At 68.7% G+C, this 13,708-nt stretch carries 16 protein-coding genes and 1 pseudogene; 2 read left to right on the top strand and 15 right to left on the bottom strand.

Annotation, left to right across the window (positions count from 1 at the left end; genetic code table 11):
- Positions 1-11: 11 nt before the first annotated feature.
- Positions 12-1,241 carry a DUF445 family protein gene (locus ACGFMK_RS09915; protein WP_392760153.1) on the bottom strand — a complete coding sequence of 410 codons (1,230 nt, stop codon included), beginning with the start codon at positions 1,239-1,241 and terminating at the stop codon, positions 12-14.
- A 129-nt stretch (positions 1,242-1,370) separates the two neighbouring features.
- On the opposite strand from ACGFMK_RS09915, the gene ACGFMK_RS09910 reads away from it, so the two are divergent.
- Both ACGFMK_RS09910 and ACGFMK_RS09905 read left to right on the top strand, forming a co-directional pair.
- The gene (locus tag ACGFMK_RS09910; RefSeq protein WP_392760151.1) at positions 1,371-2,318 is read left to right on the top strand and encodes a hypothetical protein; all 948 of its coding nucleotides are present in this window, start codon (positions 1,371-1,373) and stop codon (positions 2,316-2,318) included.
- An 88-nt stretch (positions 2,319-2,406) separates the two neighbouring features.
- Positions 2,407-3,057: a class II aldolase/adducin family protein gene (locus ACGFMK_RS09905; RefSeq protein ID WP_392760150.1), complete on the top strand. Its 651-nt coding sequence runs from the start codon at positions 2,407-2,409 to the stop codon at positions 3,055-3,057.
- Between the two features lie 360 nt (positions 3,058-3,417).
- Here the strand turns inward: ACGFMK_RS09905 and ACGFMK_RS09900 are convergent, their stop codons facing one another.
- The 14 genes and pseudogenes from ACGFMK_RS09900 to ACGFMK_RS09835 form a co-directional block, all read right to left on the bottom strand.
- Positions 3,418-4,080, bottom strand: a complete 663-nt coding sequence (locus ACGFMK_RS09900; protein ID WP_392760148.1) for an HD family phosphohydrolase — start codon at positions 4,078-4,080, stop codon at positions 3,418-3,420.
- 73 nt (positions 4,081-4,153) lie between these two features.
- Complete coding sequence (locus ACGFMK_RS09895) at positions 4,154-4,792, bottom strand: hypothetical protein (protein WP_392760146.1); 639 nt, start codon at positions 4,790-4,792, stop codon at positions 4,154-4,156.
- Positions 4,793-4,794: 2 nt separating this feature from the next.
- Positions 4,795-5,808: a hypothetical protein gene (locus ACGFMK_RS09890; protein WP_392760145.1), complete on the bottom strand. Its 1,014-nt coding sequence runs from the start codon at positions 5,806-5,808 to the stop codon at positions 4,795-4,797.
- A gap of 183 nt (positions 5,809-5,991) precedes the next feature.
- Positions 5,992-6,573, bottom strand: a complete 582-nt coding sequence (locus ACGFMK_RS09885) for a transglutaminase domain-containing protein (protein WP_392760516.1) — start codon at positions 6,571-6,573, stop codon at positions 5,992-5,994.
- Positions 6,574-6,646: 73 nt separating this feature from the next.
- A complete protein-coding gene (locus ACGFMK_RS09880; RefSeq protein WP_392760143.1) occupies positions 6,647-7,252 on the bottom strand; it encodes a histidine phosphatase family protein in 606 nt (201 codons plus the stop codon).
- A 3-nt stretch (positions 7,253-7,255) separates the two neighbouring features.
- Positions 7,256-7,609 (bottom strand): hypothetical protein, encoded by a 354-nt coding sequence (locus tag ACGFMK_RS09875; RefSeq protein ID WP_392760141.1) that lies wholly within the window; start codon positions 7,607-7,609, stop codon positions 7,256-7,258.
- Between the two features lie 297 nt (positions 7,610-7,906).
- Complete coding sequence (locus ACGFMK_RS09870) at positions 7,907-8,146, bottom strand: tyrosine-type recombinase/integrase (RefSeq protein ID WP_392760139.1); 240 nt, start codon at positions 8,144-8,146, stop codon at positions 7,907-7,909.
- Positions 8,143-9,108: a tyrosine-type recombinase/integrase gene (locus ACGFMK_RS09865; protein WP_392760137.1), complete on the bottom strand. Its 966-nt coding sequence runs from the start codon at positions 9,106-9,108 to the stop codon at positions 8,143-8,145. Before ACGFMK_RS09865 ends, ACGFMK_RS09870 begins: the two co-directional genes overlap by 4 nt.
- A gap of 55 nt (positions 9,109-9,163) precedes the next feature.
- Positions 9,164-9,355 carry a helix-turn-helix transcriptional regulator gene (locus ACGFMK_RS09860; RefSeq protein WP_392760135.1) on the bottom strand — a complete coding sequence of 64 codons (192 nt, stop codon included), beginning with the start codon at positions 9,353-9,355 and terminating at the stop codon, positions 9,164-9,166.
- A 12-nt stretch (positions 9,356-9,367) separates the two neighbouring features.
- Positions 9,368-10,969, bottom strand: a complete 1,602-nt coding sequence (locus ACGFMK_RS09855) for a replication initiator (RefSeq protein WP_392760133.1) — start codon at positions 10,967-10,969, stop codon at positions 9,368-9,370.
- A complete protein-coding gene (locus tag ACGFMK_RS09850) occupies positions 10,969-11,355 on the bottom strand; it encodes a hypothetical protein (RefSeq protein ID WP_392760131.1) in 387 nt (128 codons plus the stop codon). Before ACGFMK_RS09850 ends, ACGFMK_RS09855 begins: the two co-directional genes overlap by 1 nt.
- Positions 11,352-12,899, bottom strand: a pseudogene (locus ACGFMK_RS09845) (FtsK/SpoIIIE domain-containing protein). The gene ACGFMK_RS09850 and the pseudogene ACGFMK_RS09845 overlap by 4 nt, the downstream one beginning before the upstream one ends.
- A gap of 335 nt (positions 12,900-13,234) precedes the next feature.
- Positions 13,235-13,486 carry an AMED_5909 family protein gene (locus ACGFMK_RS09840; protein ID WP_392760129.1) on the bottom strand — a complete coding sequence of 84 codons (252 nt, stop codon included), beginning with the start codon at positions 13,484-13,486 and terminating at the stop codon, positions 13,235-13,237.
- Positions 13,467-13,706 carry a hypothetical protein gene (locus ACGFMK_RS09835; RefSeq protein WP_392760128.1) on the bottom strand — a complete coding sequence of 80 codons (240 nt, stop codon included), beginning with the start codon at positions 13,704-13,706 and terminating at the stop codon, positions 13,467-13,469. Before ACGFMK_RS09835 ends, ACGFMK_RS09840 begins: the two co-directional genes overlap by 20 nt.
- Positions 13,707-13,708: the final 2 nt, after the last annotated feature.

Genomic DNA, 13,708 nt, shown 5'->3' with positions numbered 1-13,708 from the left:
TCGGCCCGGTGTCAGTGCAGCAGGAGCAGTACCTGCAGTTCACCCACCAGCCCGCCGATCACCGCGCCGACCGCGATGAGCTTCCATTCGTCCTGCTTGAAGGCCGGACGCAGGATGCCTTCGAACTCGATCGGCGTCAGCTGCCGCATCTTCTCGACGATCGTGTTGCGGACGTCGAGGGCGCCGGTGGCGTAGCTCTCGACGTGTTTCACCGTTTCGGGGAGGTAGGCGATGGCCTTCTCGGCGGCCGCGCGCTTCATCTCCTGGTACTGCCGGCCGCCCATGGTCAGCGCCACGAGCGGTTTGGCGATGCTGGTCTGCGCGTCGATCGTGCGCTGCACCTCGCGGGTGATCAGCGCGAACAGCCGGTCGGCTCGCGGGCCGGTGAGCACGGCCTCCATCACGTTCCGCACGGTCAGCACCTCGTCGGCGATCAGCGCGCCGTAGTCGGCGGCGACCTCCTGGCGGCGTTTCTGGAACATCCCCTGCCAGCGGAAGAAGCCGAAGCCGCGCGGCTCGCGCGGGTAGAAGATCATCTTGAGGGCCAGCCAGTCCGTGACGAAGCCCGTGACGAAACCGAAGATCGGCATGATCAGCGGTTCCTTCGTCAGCGCCCAGGCGACGAACTGGACGAGCCCGATCACGAACCCGAAGTAGATGCCCGAACGCGCGATGAACTTGAACTCGGGCGTGGCGACCTCGCGGATCAGCCGGCAGGTCAGCGACTTGTCGCGGACCATGGCGCCGATCAGCATGTCGTTGACGTCGAGGACGTCGTCGATGTTGGTCGAGACCTCGCGCAGGAGCCGCTTGACGACCTCCGGCGCCTGCGCGCGGACCTGGTCGAGGAGCAGCCGCTGCGCCCGTGACGGCAGCATCTCCCACAGCCGCGGCTGGTAGGTCTCCATGACTTCACGCGTGACGTCTTCGACGGCCTTGAGCAGCGGAGTTTCGAGCTCTTTGACCATTTCCTCCGGATCGAGCCGGGCGAAGATCTCCTGCGGGTCGACGAGGTTGCGGGTCAGCAGGTCGACGGCGGTGGTGGCCATCCGCCGCGAGTTCGCCGGGATGACACCCTGCCAGCCGAGGAACGGCCTGATCCCGGTGAACTCCAGGGGCCGGAACATCATTTCGATGGCCACGCGCTTGGTGACGTACCCGATCAAGGCGGCGATGAACGGCATGGTGAGGTACACGTGCCAGTGCGCACCGATGTCGGCGAGGACGGCCTGAATGTCCACAGTGGCCTCCTCGCCGTTAACGGCTGGTCAACAAGCTCAGAATGCCATGGGTGACCGGGGGTTCCCAAATTCGTGATGCATCCGTTTGGCGGTACAGACGAACGGTCCCCGGATCATTAAGGTGGCCCGATGGTCGCGCCCGATAAGCCCCAACCCTCCCCGAAGACCGCCCAGTTCGCCGTGGGTCTCCGCGGCTACAACCAGCGTCAGGTCGACGAACGCATCGCCGAGCTGACGAAGGAGTTCCGCGAGACGGCCCGCAACCGCGACGACGCCGTCGCGACGTCGTCGGATCTGACGAAGGCCCTCGCGTACGCGCAGAAGGAGCTGGCCGAGACGAAGGCCGCCCTCGCGCGGATGAGCTCGAGCCCGTCGGGCGCCGGCGCGATGGCCGAGCGCGTCCGCACGATGATGCAGCTCGCCGAAGAGGAGATCGCCGACCTGCGCGCCGCCGCGGAAGCCGACGCGGCTTCGACGCGTGACCAGGCGGACAAGTACGCGCACGAGACCCGCCGCACGGCCGACAAGCTGGCGAAGGACGCGGAAGAAGAGCGCGCGCGCCTGCTGAAGGACGCGAAGGGCGAGATCGAGAAGCTGACGGCGGCCGCGGGGGCCAAGCGAGTCGAGCTGGCGGCGGCGGCCGAGCGGACCCGCAAGGAGGCCGACGCGAAGGCGGAGGCCGCGGCGGCCGAGAAGCGCGCCGAAGCGGACCGGGTGGCTTCGGAGGAGCTGGCGAAGAAGAAGCAGACCTTCGAGCAGGAGGTCGCGCGCAAGAAGCAGGAGACGGACGCGGCCCTGGCCGACGCCCGCGCCCGCCAGGCGGAGGCGGACCAGAACCGGAAGCTGGCGCTGGACCTGCGGACGAAGGTCGCCGAGCGGATCGCGGCGACGGACGTGGCGGTCAAGGAAGCGATGAAGCTGCTGGCTCCGGCGGAGGAGACCCCGGCCAAGGCAGCGGCTCCCGCGGCGGCTCCGGGTCAGGCTCCGGCTCCGGCGAACGGGGACCGCAAGCCGGCTCCGGCACCCGCGGCCAAGGCTCCGGTCCAGCCGGCTCCGGCTCAGCCCGCCAAGGCGTAAATCCCCCGGACGGGTAGGTGGCCGACTCTCGTGGGTGGCTGGCAGTGTGCACCACGGCTGCTGATCACTCACGAGACGGGACCTGCGCATGATCCTCGAGACCGAGCGGGCCGCCGTCTGCGCCTACGCGCGGCGGATGGTCGGTGACGGCCTGGTCGTCGGGACCTCCGGGAACATCTCCGTGCGCGCCGGGAACCTCGTCGCCGTCACGCCCACCGGGGTGGCCTACTCCGCGATGACCCCGGCCGACATCTCCGTCGTCGACCTGGGCGGGGAGGTCATCGACGGCGAGCTCAGGCCGACCAGCGAACTGCCGATGCACCTGTCGGTCTACTGGGACGTCCGCGACCCGGACCAGGAGCCCGTCACCGCCGTCGTGCACACGCACGCGCCGCACGCCACCGCCGCGTCGACGCTCGTGCGGGAGCTGCCGCCGATCCACTACATCATCGCCACTATCGGCCCTTCCGTGCGCGTCGCCCGCTACGCGACGTACGGCACGCCCGAGCTCGCTTCCGCCGTGCTGGAAGCACTCGACGGGCGCCGTGGCTGCCTGATGGCCAACCACGGCACCCTCACCTACGGCGACGGCCTCGAAGCCGCCTACCAACGCGCCCAGCAGCTCGAGTGGGCCTGCCGCGTCTGGCTGCTGGCGCAGGGCGCCGGCCGGCCGAGCCTGCTGCCGCCCGCCGAGATCGCCAACGTCGTCGACCGCCTGCGCGGCTACGGGCAGGGCTGACCGCGGCGCGAGCACGGAGAAGCTCACGCCGGCCGCGGCGCCGGCTTGCCGCGGCAGCCCGAACACCCCGAGGCCCGGCCGGCCCGGACGGGAAGCCGATGTCGGCCCGCCGGCCAGTCATGTCCACCGGGAGGAACGGCAGCGGCACGTGCTGCCGCCCGCCGAGATCGCCAACGTCGTCGACCGCTTGCGCGGCTACGGGCAGGGCTGACCGCGGGCGCGAGCACGGAGAAGCTCACGCCGGCCGCGGCAGCCGAGCACCCCGAGGCCCGCACGGGAAGCCGACGTCGGCCCGCCGGCCGGTCATGTCCACCGGGAGAAACGGCAACGTCGCCGACCGCCTGCGCGGCTACGGCAGGGTCAGGACGCCACCGCGTCGACCGCGTCCAGCAGCTCCACCACCGTCGGGTCGTCGACCGCCTCCTGGATGCACTGCCACAGCTGGAGGTTCGCCATCGCCCAGCGCGAGTACGTCGCCGCCGCCTCGGGGTTGTAGAAGTAGTACCCCTCGTCGTGGACGTCGCACTGCTCGCCGACGATCTTGTCCGCCAGTTCCCGCAGGCTCAGGCCGTTCTCGCGCAGGTAGCGGTGCGCGAGCACCACCGGCGTCACCGGCAGCGCCTTGAACAGCGTGTCCGCGTCGCTCAAGGCCTGCGCCTCCAGCGAAATGTCGCGGCCGCGGGTGGCCATCTCGGCCTCGTCGACGATCTCGTCGATCCAGCGCGCCACACCGTCGGCGACGCCGCATTCCGCGAGGATCTCCCCGCGGAGGCCGCTGCCGGCCGCGGCCGGCGAATTGCGGAGCACCAGGTAGTTGACGTCGTGCACCAGCGCGGCCGCTTCGACCACGCCGCGGTCGGCTCCGTTGTGCTGGGCGAAGCCGGCCGCCTTCGCGCGGACGAAGCTGACGTGGTGCCAGCCGTGGAACTGCAGCCGCTCGGCGTACTCCCGGCAAAGCCGGTGCACCCGGTTTTCGACGGCGTCGAGGGTCACGTGGTCGATCGTGCTTTCCTGCGTGCGCATACACCTCTCCGATCCCGGCCGTGGTATTCAGACGGGTGGAGTAATGGTAAGCGCCGTTGACGCCGGTGTGTAGCTAGATACGGTCGGCCAATTCCCCCAATCGGACCTCGACCGGAACGTGACGATGGCCGATTCCACTGGTCGGATCGTAGGAAAGGCTGAACGTGCTCACCGGCCGTGATTTCACCAGGAAAGTCATCGTTCCGGAGGCCGCTTCGGGGATGCGGTGGTATTCGTCGGCCAGCATGGTGGCGCACGCCCCGGCCTGGCACAACGTCCGGCGACGCAGCTGGGCCGACGAGATCAGGCCGGTACGGGGATCGTAGGTCGTGTCGTACCTTTCGTGGAGGTAGTTGCCACGGAGAATGGTGGTGCAGAAGTGGTACCTGTGGTTGTGCACGGAATCCGCGTAGCCCTCCCGCCAGTCCTGCTGCGCCTTGTATTCGTGCAGCCAGAAGGAAAACGGGTCGGTCGGCGAATCGAGCAGGCACCAGGCGAAATGGGTCGTGGTTTCCCGGGACGAGCGCAGCAGTTTCGCGGCCTGCTTGGCCGAAAGCGAACGCAGTTGCGTGCGCAGCTCCTCGCGCAGGTCCGGGTGGTCGGCCCACGACCGGAACCAGGTGTCGACCACACGCCAGTCGGCGGCGAGCGGGAAGCCGGCCGTGCGCAGGCGCGTGGCGAGTTCGATGAGCGGGGACAGGCGGGTGAGCAAGGTCAGCTCCCTAGCTCGGCGACTTCGGAGAACTCCGTGCGGAAGGCGTGGAACTTGCCTTCCAGCTCACGGAACTGCTCCTCGGACAGCGGGGATCCGGTGATCTTTTCGAACAGCGCCAGGAAATCCGTCCGCGTCGTCGCGGACGTGATGCGGAAGTGGCGGCCGGTCCGGGACTGCGAGACGCGCACGAATTCGGCGCGCTCCATGTTGTAGAGGAACGAACCCTCGGTGAACCGCAGGGACCGTGGGTACAGCTTCGTGGCGCCGCGAACGTCGCTGTAGAGCGACATCCACACGCTGTCGTCGAACATCTCGAGCCGGTCCAGCGGCGGGTCGGCGACCACGGTGATGTCGACCTGCGCGCAGCGACTGCGCGCCAGGAAGAGGCCGACCAGCCCGATCCGGATCTCTTCGTCGAGCCGGGTCTGGATCTGTTCGTAATCGACGTCGCCCGCCTCGCGGCGGAGCAGGTAGCGGGCCCGCCCGCTGATCGAGCTCGCGTCACGCGGATCGGCGATCACGGCACGCAGTTCGCGTTCGGTGCGGGAAAGCAACAGGCGGGCGGCGGCGTGCCGCCCGGAGAAGCCGCGGAAGAAGTACTGCCGGGTCGCGTCGAGGTCGGCCATCAGCGCGCGGTTGAACGCGGGGTCGGGATCGGTCGTCGCCTCGAACACGTCGGTGGGGAAGAACTCCTTGTTCAGCGCGCGGTATTCGGCGCTGAGGTCCTCCAGCGCGCGCCTGCTTTCTTCGATCACGGGGGTCACCAGCGCCCGCTGCGAGGCGCTGGCGGTGATCAGGGTGGTGCCGAACCCGACGATCGCGGAGATCAGGGTGCCGGTGCCCAGCGACGTCACCAGGTTCTTCCCGGTGCCGGGTTCCATCAAGCCGGCCAGCCAAAGACTGAGACCGGCGACCACGACGAGTACCGTGAGCAGCAGGCTCGTCCTGGTCCAGAAGATCTCCTGAAGTGGGGTACGGCGGAGGCGTCCGCCATCCGCGGCCACGTGCTTCACCTCCCTCGAATCACCCGAACAGACGAATGCGTAAAGTGTCGGTTCGAGTGCGGGGAGTCACTTTACGCGCCTCGCGGAGACCGCGAAATAAGAAGTTCGGGGGACAGCAAGGGGGCCTGGACGTCACTCTCGGCAATAATTAACCGGATCGCCAGGTTTTCCGAAAATAGGGGAAAACCCGGGTCAAAGGGTCGCCGGGAGGCCGTTTTCGTACCAGCCCGGGCCCGGTTCGACGGTCATCAGGAAATCCAGGACGACCGGCGCGGGCGCCGGATGGATCTCCGGAAGATCGCGTTCACCACTCGCATGGTCCACCGGCCACGCGAGTTTTTCTTCCTGGAGCGAAAACTCCCCGCGAGCCCCGGTGCGGTTTCCGCGGGCGTCGAGGCGCGACCACCTGCCGTGCAGGTACACGGCATTCAGCCCGTGCAGCGCGGAGAGCTCCTGGTAGCAGAAGCCGGCCGGAATCCCTTGTGCCCGAAGCAAAGCGGCCAGCAGGTGCGCCTTGGCGTGGCAGATCCCGACGCGCTCGCGCAGCACGTCCGACGCCCGCCAGGTGACCCGCGGATCGGCGGCGTCGATGACGTGTTCGACTTCGTCGCGGACGAACAGGAACGCGGCTTCGGCGTACGCCGCCGGTTCGTCCGTCAGGGTCCTGAGGGCTTCGGCTCGTTCGCGGATCGACGGGTGCCCGTGATCGACGGCGGCGTCGGCGGTGAGGTAGTCGCTCCACCGAACGGACGTGGGCGACAGCACGGGGCTCATCCGGCCATCCTGGCAGGCTCGGCCATTCGGGCGAGACCTGTTTTCGGTGGCGGACACGCTCCGCGTTCCCCGGTTACGGAAGGTAAAACTCGGCCGGGAAGCCCGTCGAACGCAGCTCGGCCGGCAGATGACCTTGGTCGTTGTAGGTCAGCAGGGCCGCGGGCCGCCCGGGCGCGTAGTAGATGACGGTGAGGGCGGCGTTGGCGTGGTTGAGCACGAGCCACCGCCAGGGCGGCGCGTCCTGCGAGGCGCGGACGAGCCAGCCGGCGAGGAAGTTGTGCGTGACGACGACCTCGAACCGCGCCTCGGTGCCCGGAACCGGCCCGGTGAACCGCCGTTCGGCGTCGGCGGCGAGCTCTTCGTCGGCGGGCGGCAGCTGCCGCGCGAAGGCGAGCAGCAGATCGCCGGACGTCTCGGGAAGCTCCTCGCGCTGCGGGAGGTAGGGCACGAAGTCCCCGGCGGCCTCGTCGACGTGGAGCGGAACCCCGGGCAGCTGCTCCCCGATGAGCGCGGCGGTCCGCGCGGCCCGCGGGAGCGGCCCGTGGTGCACGACGGCGATGGGGAGCTCGCGGATCCGCCGCCCGAGCAGCACGGCTTGGCGCTCCCCGGCTTCGGTGAGAGCGCCGTTGGCGGCCGCCTCGCCGTGGCGGGTGAGGAGGAGGTAGCGCGCCGCGAGCACGGGTCAGCCGACGGGTACGAGCGCGCCCTGCGGGCCCTGGCTCGGCACGAACTGGGCGACCAGCCGCAGCGGCGCGGGGTGCGGGGGCACGACGGTCGAGGCGAACGGCGTGATCGTGTAGTCGCGCCCGCTGTTGGTGTGCAGGTGCACGCTGACGTGCACGTTCCGGTCGGCGGGGATCTCGAAGCTCATCGAGCCCCACGAGACGACGTACTGGCGCCCGTCGATGCTCGCTATCGGCGCGTAGTCGCGGACGGTGTGGCCCAGGTGGGGGATCTCGAGGGTGAGAAGGCGGCGCGGCCCGGTGTGGTGGTCCACGTAGGGGATCACGTTGGGCACCCTGGCCAGCTCGGTCATCGCTCTCCCTCCTTTTGCTTCGGATCATGCTGCCACGGCTGGTTGCGGGTCTGCCGTGGCCCCACCGACCTGGTTGTTCGTAGATCTTCCGCGCCCCCACCGACCCGAACGCCGGATCGTGCAACGGCCGCCACACCGCGTCAAGGCGGGAAAGCGTGCCTTGACCCGGCGTGGCGGCCGCTGTTGGGGCTGCGTATCGGTTCGGTGGGGGAGGTCTGGTCGGTGGGGCTTTTGGTCCGGTCAGAACTGGTAGTACAAGGCATGGAACCGCGCTTGACCTGCGGTTCATGACCTAGATCATGCCGCCAGGCCGTCATCAGGCCGTGCAGGGGGTTCCGGCCGGACGCCGAGCACGTTGTCGACAGCCCGCCGGGTCCGGTCCTTGCTCGACGGCATGAGGTGCGTGTACGTCCGCAGCGTGAACCCGGGATCGCTGTGGCCGAGGTGTTCGGCGAGCGCGGTGATGGACTCGCCAGCGTCCAGCAGCGTGGAGGCGTAGAAGTGCCGCAGCGCGTGGAAGCCGTCGACGCGCTTCACCGGGGAATCTCCGCCTTCTTCAAGGCCGGTTCCCAAGCCCACTGGTTGTAGACGGGACGGGAGACGGCGGTCCGGTCCCGCGTGTAGACGATCACGCGCGCCGAGACAAGTTCGCCACCGGGATGCTGCCAGGGCAGCGTGACGACGATCGGCGGGAACTTCGCGACGTGCTCCTCTATGTCTCGGGCGACCGACGAGGGCAGCGGGACTTCGCGGATCTTGCCCCGCTTAGGCGGCCCGAAGCACGGCTTGCCGTAGACGAACTTCACCTGCCGCTGGACCGTCACCGTGTCTTCGTCGAAGTCGACGTCATCGAGGGCCAGGCCGAACGCCTCGCCCTGCCGCAGGCCGAGCCCAGCGCCCAGTGACACGGTGACCTTGTACCGCTCAGAGATGGCGTCGCGCACGGCGTGGACCCGGTCGGTTGTCCACGGAACGATCTTGCGCGCGGGAATGGCTGGCTTCCGCACCGACGACGCGTTGCACGGATTCTTCCTGATCAACTCGTCATCGATCGCGGCGTTGAAGATGCTCTGCACGTGGACAAAGAGCACCTGCCGGTAGCTCGCGGCCAGCTTGCCGTCCTGCAGCGCCCGGTCCCACTCCCGGATGCTCGACGGCTTCACCATGTCCAGGTGCTTGTCCCCGAGGTACGGATAGATGTGGTTCTTGAGCCGGACGCCGACTGACTCACGCGTGGACTCCTCGAAAGTCTGCGTGCGCAGCCACTTGTCCGCGTACTGCCGAAACGGCACCTTCCCCGCCTCGGGGTCTGTGTACACCCCCTGATTCATCTCGTGCTCGACCTTGGTCAGGAAGTCGTCGGCCGCGCACTTCTGCTTGTCCGCGAACGACTTGCTCCGCTCCGCACCGGTCGGATCTTCGTACCGCACCCGGTAGCGCTTCCCGACGCCGAATAGCTCGGTCTTCTCAAGCACCGGCTTGCCGCGCCCGTTGAGCACGACCTTGCCCGCGTCGTCTTTCTCGGTCGGTACCAGCGATCCTGAACGTGTCCCATCAGGCAGCCTCCAGCCCGGCCACCCAGGCCCGGACCAACGCGGCGTCGTACCGCAGGTGCCGGCCAACCTTGCTCACCGGCGAACCCTCACCTCGCCATTTCCACTGGTAGAGCGTCTTCACCGGTACGCGGAGATAGGCCGCGACATCCTCAACCGACCAGAGCTGGTCAGTGCTTTCGGAGTTGTTCATGGTTCCCCCTGGTCAAGCTGCGAGCTGAGTTGCCGAAGTTTCCGGACCGTCCCCTGGCGGTCCGGCGGCAGCGAGTAGCGCCCGGTCGTACTCGGCCTTCCACGTAATCCGCTCCGCGATCGCCCGCATGACCAGGTGCGGCCGGGGCGGTACCTGCGGGTCACCGGGCTCGACCTTCCGCCACACCAGCCGAGCCGGGTCCGGTTGCGGCTTCTCGATCCCGATCGCCGCCAACGCCTGCGTGACGAACGCCTTCCGGTCGGCTTTGTGGTCGTCGAGCGTCTTGCCGGACCACTTCCGCGACACCAGCACCCGGCGGCCGGGCAGTCCGAGCGTGGTTCTGCGGTGAGCCCGGCCCTTGCAGTGGCCGGGGGTGGTCTTGCTGCCCGCGCCCTTGGGCTGGATCCCGTAGAGCAGCCAGACTGCGCAGCGTGGCGAGCACGGGGTGATCGACAGCTCGGCGTGCAGCCGGTCGTGGTGATCACGCAGCCGCGCCGTGTCCGCCTCCACCACCTCGCCGGTGGATTTGGTGAGGTACTTGGTCAGGTAGCCGATGTGGCGGCCGGCCTCTTCGGTGCCGCCGAGGATGCCCTTCGAGTGCACCTGCTGCCCGAAGGTGACGACGTGCGCCGGGTCCTCGACCGCCTCCACGGCGTCATCCCACGACGTCAGCGGTTCGCGGGTGTCCGGGTCAAGGAACATCCTGGTGTCGCCGTCCCAGACCGGCAGCCGGTCGACGTAGAGCACCTGGTCGTGGTTAGGCCACCAGACCTGGTGATAGGTGGCCTCGGTGACCTGGCGGATGACGTCGTGCGGGATCGCCCCGCGGATCGCTGCGTGCAGGTGCGGCGCCGTGCGCTTCTGCGGCTCGACGGTGGCGAAGTACTGCGCGTCCCAGCCGACGACCCGGCGCAGGTTCTGCCACCACCGGTCCACCAGGGCCGAGAAGTGCACCGCATCCCGGGCGGCCCGTCGGTAGTTGTACTGGGACGGGTCGACCGGGGCGCCATCGCGGACCGGGCCGTAGGTGTCGCAGGTCAGGGTGACGAACATCGAGGGCCGGAACTTCCCCGTACTCCCGCCCGACGGTGGTTTCGCGACCTTCTGGCGGGGCAGGTTCGGTGCGTCCTGACGCCGCTTGGTCGACCGCTTCACCACCCGTTTGGTCGGGACGTCGAGGGCAGGCAGTCGGCCTCGCATCCCGAGTTGCCGAAGTTCCGCGTCGACCCCGGCGACCTCCTCCCGCAGCTCGTCGGCTTCGGCTTGGTCGTGCTCGACCACCTCCCAGTACGCGGCCACCAGGTCGGCGCGGTAGGTCAGCAGCTCTTTGTGTTCCTCCGATGGCGGCTCGGCGGCGAGGACGGGTTCTTCGGTCATGTGCCAGCCTTCGCGGCACTGGGCCTGCCGCAGCGCTTTCGCCTTCAGTGCGCACAGCAGGCAGACCGACTCCACCGTGGACCCGCAGGGCACCGGGACGTAGCGGAGTTCGCCGGTCTCGGTGTCGCCTACTTCCATCGTGAACGGGCGGACGCAGACGCCGTGCTTCTCCGCCGTCGCCCGGATCACGTCGGCCGCCAGCGGGGTCCGCATCCGTTCAGCGCGTGTCTCGCTCATCAGGCCGCCACCTCCCCTGGCGTCGACCAGCCACGCAGCAGGTACACCGGCATGTCCTGCTTCGCCCCGGCTGGCAGGTCGGGGAAGACGCTCAGCTCGAACCGGACCACGCCGTAGACCTGGACCGGGATGACGCACGGCGTCCGGCCGGTGACCGAGATGTGCACCCACTTGCCGTCGCACAGCCGCCACAGCCGCGCCGAGACGTCCTCGAGCGTATGCGTCCAGACAAGCAGTGCCCGCGCGACCTCCGGTAGGCCGTCCACGTCGAGCTGGACGGTGATCGGGCTGGACCAGGCGTTGACGTCGACCGATGCGGCCGGCGGCAGCTGGTGCGAGTCGAGGTGGTCGCGGATGGCGTCGAGGAAGATCATCAGCCGGTTCACGCCGCTACCCCCTCACCGCTGTGTCGCAAATCCGCGACACCCCCATTGGTCACGTACGTCTCCAGCGCCTTCACGGTGCCGTCGGAAACCCCACCCGGCCCGGATGCGCAACGGTTCGCGGATGCCCTCGCCCCACACGTAGCCCACACCGGCCTCCGAATCGCCGATGCGGTTCGCCCAGGCACCACGCTCGTACGCGCCGTCCCCGAGGACCATCCCGACGTGCGTCTTGGACGTCACGCGCAGGCACACTCGTCGGGTGAACAGCTCGCGGACCGGGACGGTGTCCTCGGTGGGCTCCTGGACGTAGCCACGGACCGAGATTCCCAGCGCACGACCCTGCGTCGTCAGCAGCGCGACGCGCTCCACAATGGCCTCACGGGTCTTGCGGTCGGTGTACTTCGTGAGTGCGGCGATCTCGTCGAACTCCAGCAGCTCCAACGGATACTCTGTCGACACCGGGACGGTCCGCAGCCGTCCGGCGAACGCGCGCTCGCGCGATTCCATCTCCTCCACCAGGCCGTCAAGCAGTTCCACCGAGTCCTTGCCGCCCACTGCGTACAGGGAGAAGATTCCGCGCCCGTAGGCCAGTTCCATTCCCTTAGAGTCGATGCCGGACATGCGCACCACCCCGGCCCTGATCGCCGGAGCCGCCGCGACCAGCGGGCACCACATCACGCTGTTCTTGCCCGCGCCCGAGGCACCGGCAGTCAGGCAGTGCGCGCCGGAGCCGAGCAGCGGACGCGTCAGTCACGGCCGTACTCGGTCCGCCCGGCCCAGACGTTGCGCAGGTCCACGCCGGTCTGGTTGACGCCGTCGGGGACCTCTGGGCCAGCCACCCCGCCGAGGAGGTCACGCCGCTGGAAGTCGATCGAGACGACGTTGGGGGCCAGCTCGCGGACCTGGCAGCGGGCGACCTTCCGAGCGACGGCCAGTGCCCGGGCGGCGTCGTCGAAGTCCTCCGGCTTCTGGCCTGCCACCAACTCCACTCGCACCTCATCCCACGAGGCACCGGAGCGGACACTAAGCACCTTGGCTATCCGCGCGTTCGGCCGGTTCGACGTCGAGCAGGACAGCGCGCGTCGACGGCCGACGAGGTTGACGTTCACCACCACCGGCAGCGCCTCATCCCGCACCGAGAGACCGCACGCGCGCAGCCACTCCGGCAGCTTCCGCCCGTAGACCGCCCACCGTGCCCACCAGGAGCGCAGGAACCGCCAGCATCACTGATCGAACGAGACACAGTCGATCGCCCACCACGTCACCAGAACCGCCGCGACACCGCCCAGGGTCAGCGCGAGGGAGAGCCAGCCGACCAGCTCGCACACGAACACCGCGACCACGGCGAGACTGGTCCGCCACCGGGTCAGGACCTGAACGAGCATCCAGACCACGGCCTTGCACAGCCACCACAGGGCCACGAACACCACGGCCGCCGCAGCCAGACCTTCGACCACGGACGCCCGGGCGCGGCTGATCTTGTGCAGCACCCACACACCAAGTCCGAGCCCAGCAAGGGCAACCACCGCGAAACCGGGAGACATCACCGACCACCCCGCATCGGCTGGAGATCCAGCGGCAGCATTCCCAGGCACGGGGTGCACTTGGTCTCGCCGGGCAGCAGTTTCGCGAATCGCTTGCAAGAGGCGCAGCGCGTTCGGGTGACCCCCGTTGACGCTCGCCGGTTGTCGTCGTTTAGCGTTGTCATTGTTCACTTCCGCTGGTTGTGGACAGCGCAGGAGCGGCAAGGTTGGTAGCCAGGAACCGCTTCTGCGCCTTAACGGATCACACGCACCCGCAACAGAATGTGCTTCATCGCCACACGTCATCGCGTGCGTTTTTCACTGATACTGTTGACTTTCCGGTCGTCTACATGCGACTAATCAGCAAGCTTGCCCTCCGCCTGAAGGCTCGCCGAAATCTCACCCACCTTCCGCTTCTCGTATCCGGCCCCGTACAGCGCCTCGTGGTGATGCCCCCGGTCGACGTCCGCGACAGCCTTGTACAGCCGTGCGTTGCCGAGGCGGAACGCCAGCCAGACCGACGGGTTGGCGTCGTTGGGTGGCCGGCGGTCCATCACGACCTCGTGGGCGTCCCGCAGCGTCTTCGGCTCAGCCTTGCGCACGGTCACGCCTCTCCGCGCGGGCTTCCAGCAGGGCCGCCAGTTCCTCGGCGTGGTCGCGGGGTCGGCGCAGGAACACCGCGCATCCCGTCCAGGCGGTCTGGTCCTCCGGCGGTACCAGCGTCACCACGCACAGCCCACCGGCCAGCACCAGGACCGGCGGATGCGACGCGCCCGTCCCGGTCTCCTCCACCGTCACCTCGGTGCCCGCGCCCACCGTCCAGTGCAGCC

The organism is Amycolatopsis sp. NPDC049252 (assembly GCF_043197175.1).
Taxonomy (GTDB): domain Bacteria; phylum Actinomycetota; class Actinomycetes; order Mycobacteriales; family Pseudonocardiaceae; genus Amycolatopsis.
The sequence above is the reverse complement of the archived record's forward strand: the minus strand, read 5'-3'. Positions and strand labels throughout refer to the sequence as shown.

Coding starts and splice junctions, on each gene's coding strand:
- ACGFMK_RS09905 (WP_392760150.1), top strand. CDS start 2,407: ATGATCCTCGAGACCGAGCGGGCCGCCGTCTGCGCCTACGCGCGGCGG.
- ACGFMK_RS09885 (WP_392760516.1), bottom strand. CDS start 6,573: ATGAGCCCCGTGCTGTCGCCCACGTCCGTTCGGTGGAGCGACTACCTC.
- ACGFMK_RS09855 (WP_392760133.1), bottom strand. CDS start 10,969: ATGAGCGAGACACGCGCTGAACGGATGCGGACCCCGCTGGCGGCCGAC.
- ACGFMK_RS09875 (WP_392760141.1), bottom strand. CDS start 7,609: ATGACCGAGCTGGCCAGGGTGCCCAACGTGATCCCCTACGTGGACCAC.
- ACGFMK_RS09860 (WP_392760135.1), bottom strand. CDS start 9,355: ATGAACAACTCCGAAAGCACTGACCAGCTCTGGTCGGTTGAGGATGTC.
- ACGFMK_RS09910 (WP_392760151.1), top strand. CDS start 1,371: ATGGTCGCGCCCGATAAGCCCCAACCCTCCCCGAAGACCGCCCAGTTC.
- ACGFMK_RS09900 (WP_392760148.1), bottom strand. CDS start 4,080: ATGCGCACGCAGGAAAGCACGATCGACCACGTGACCCTCGACGCCGTC.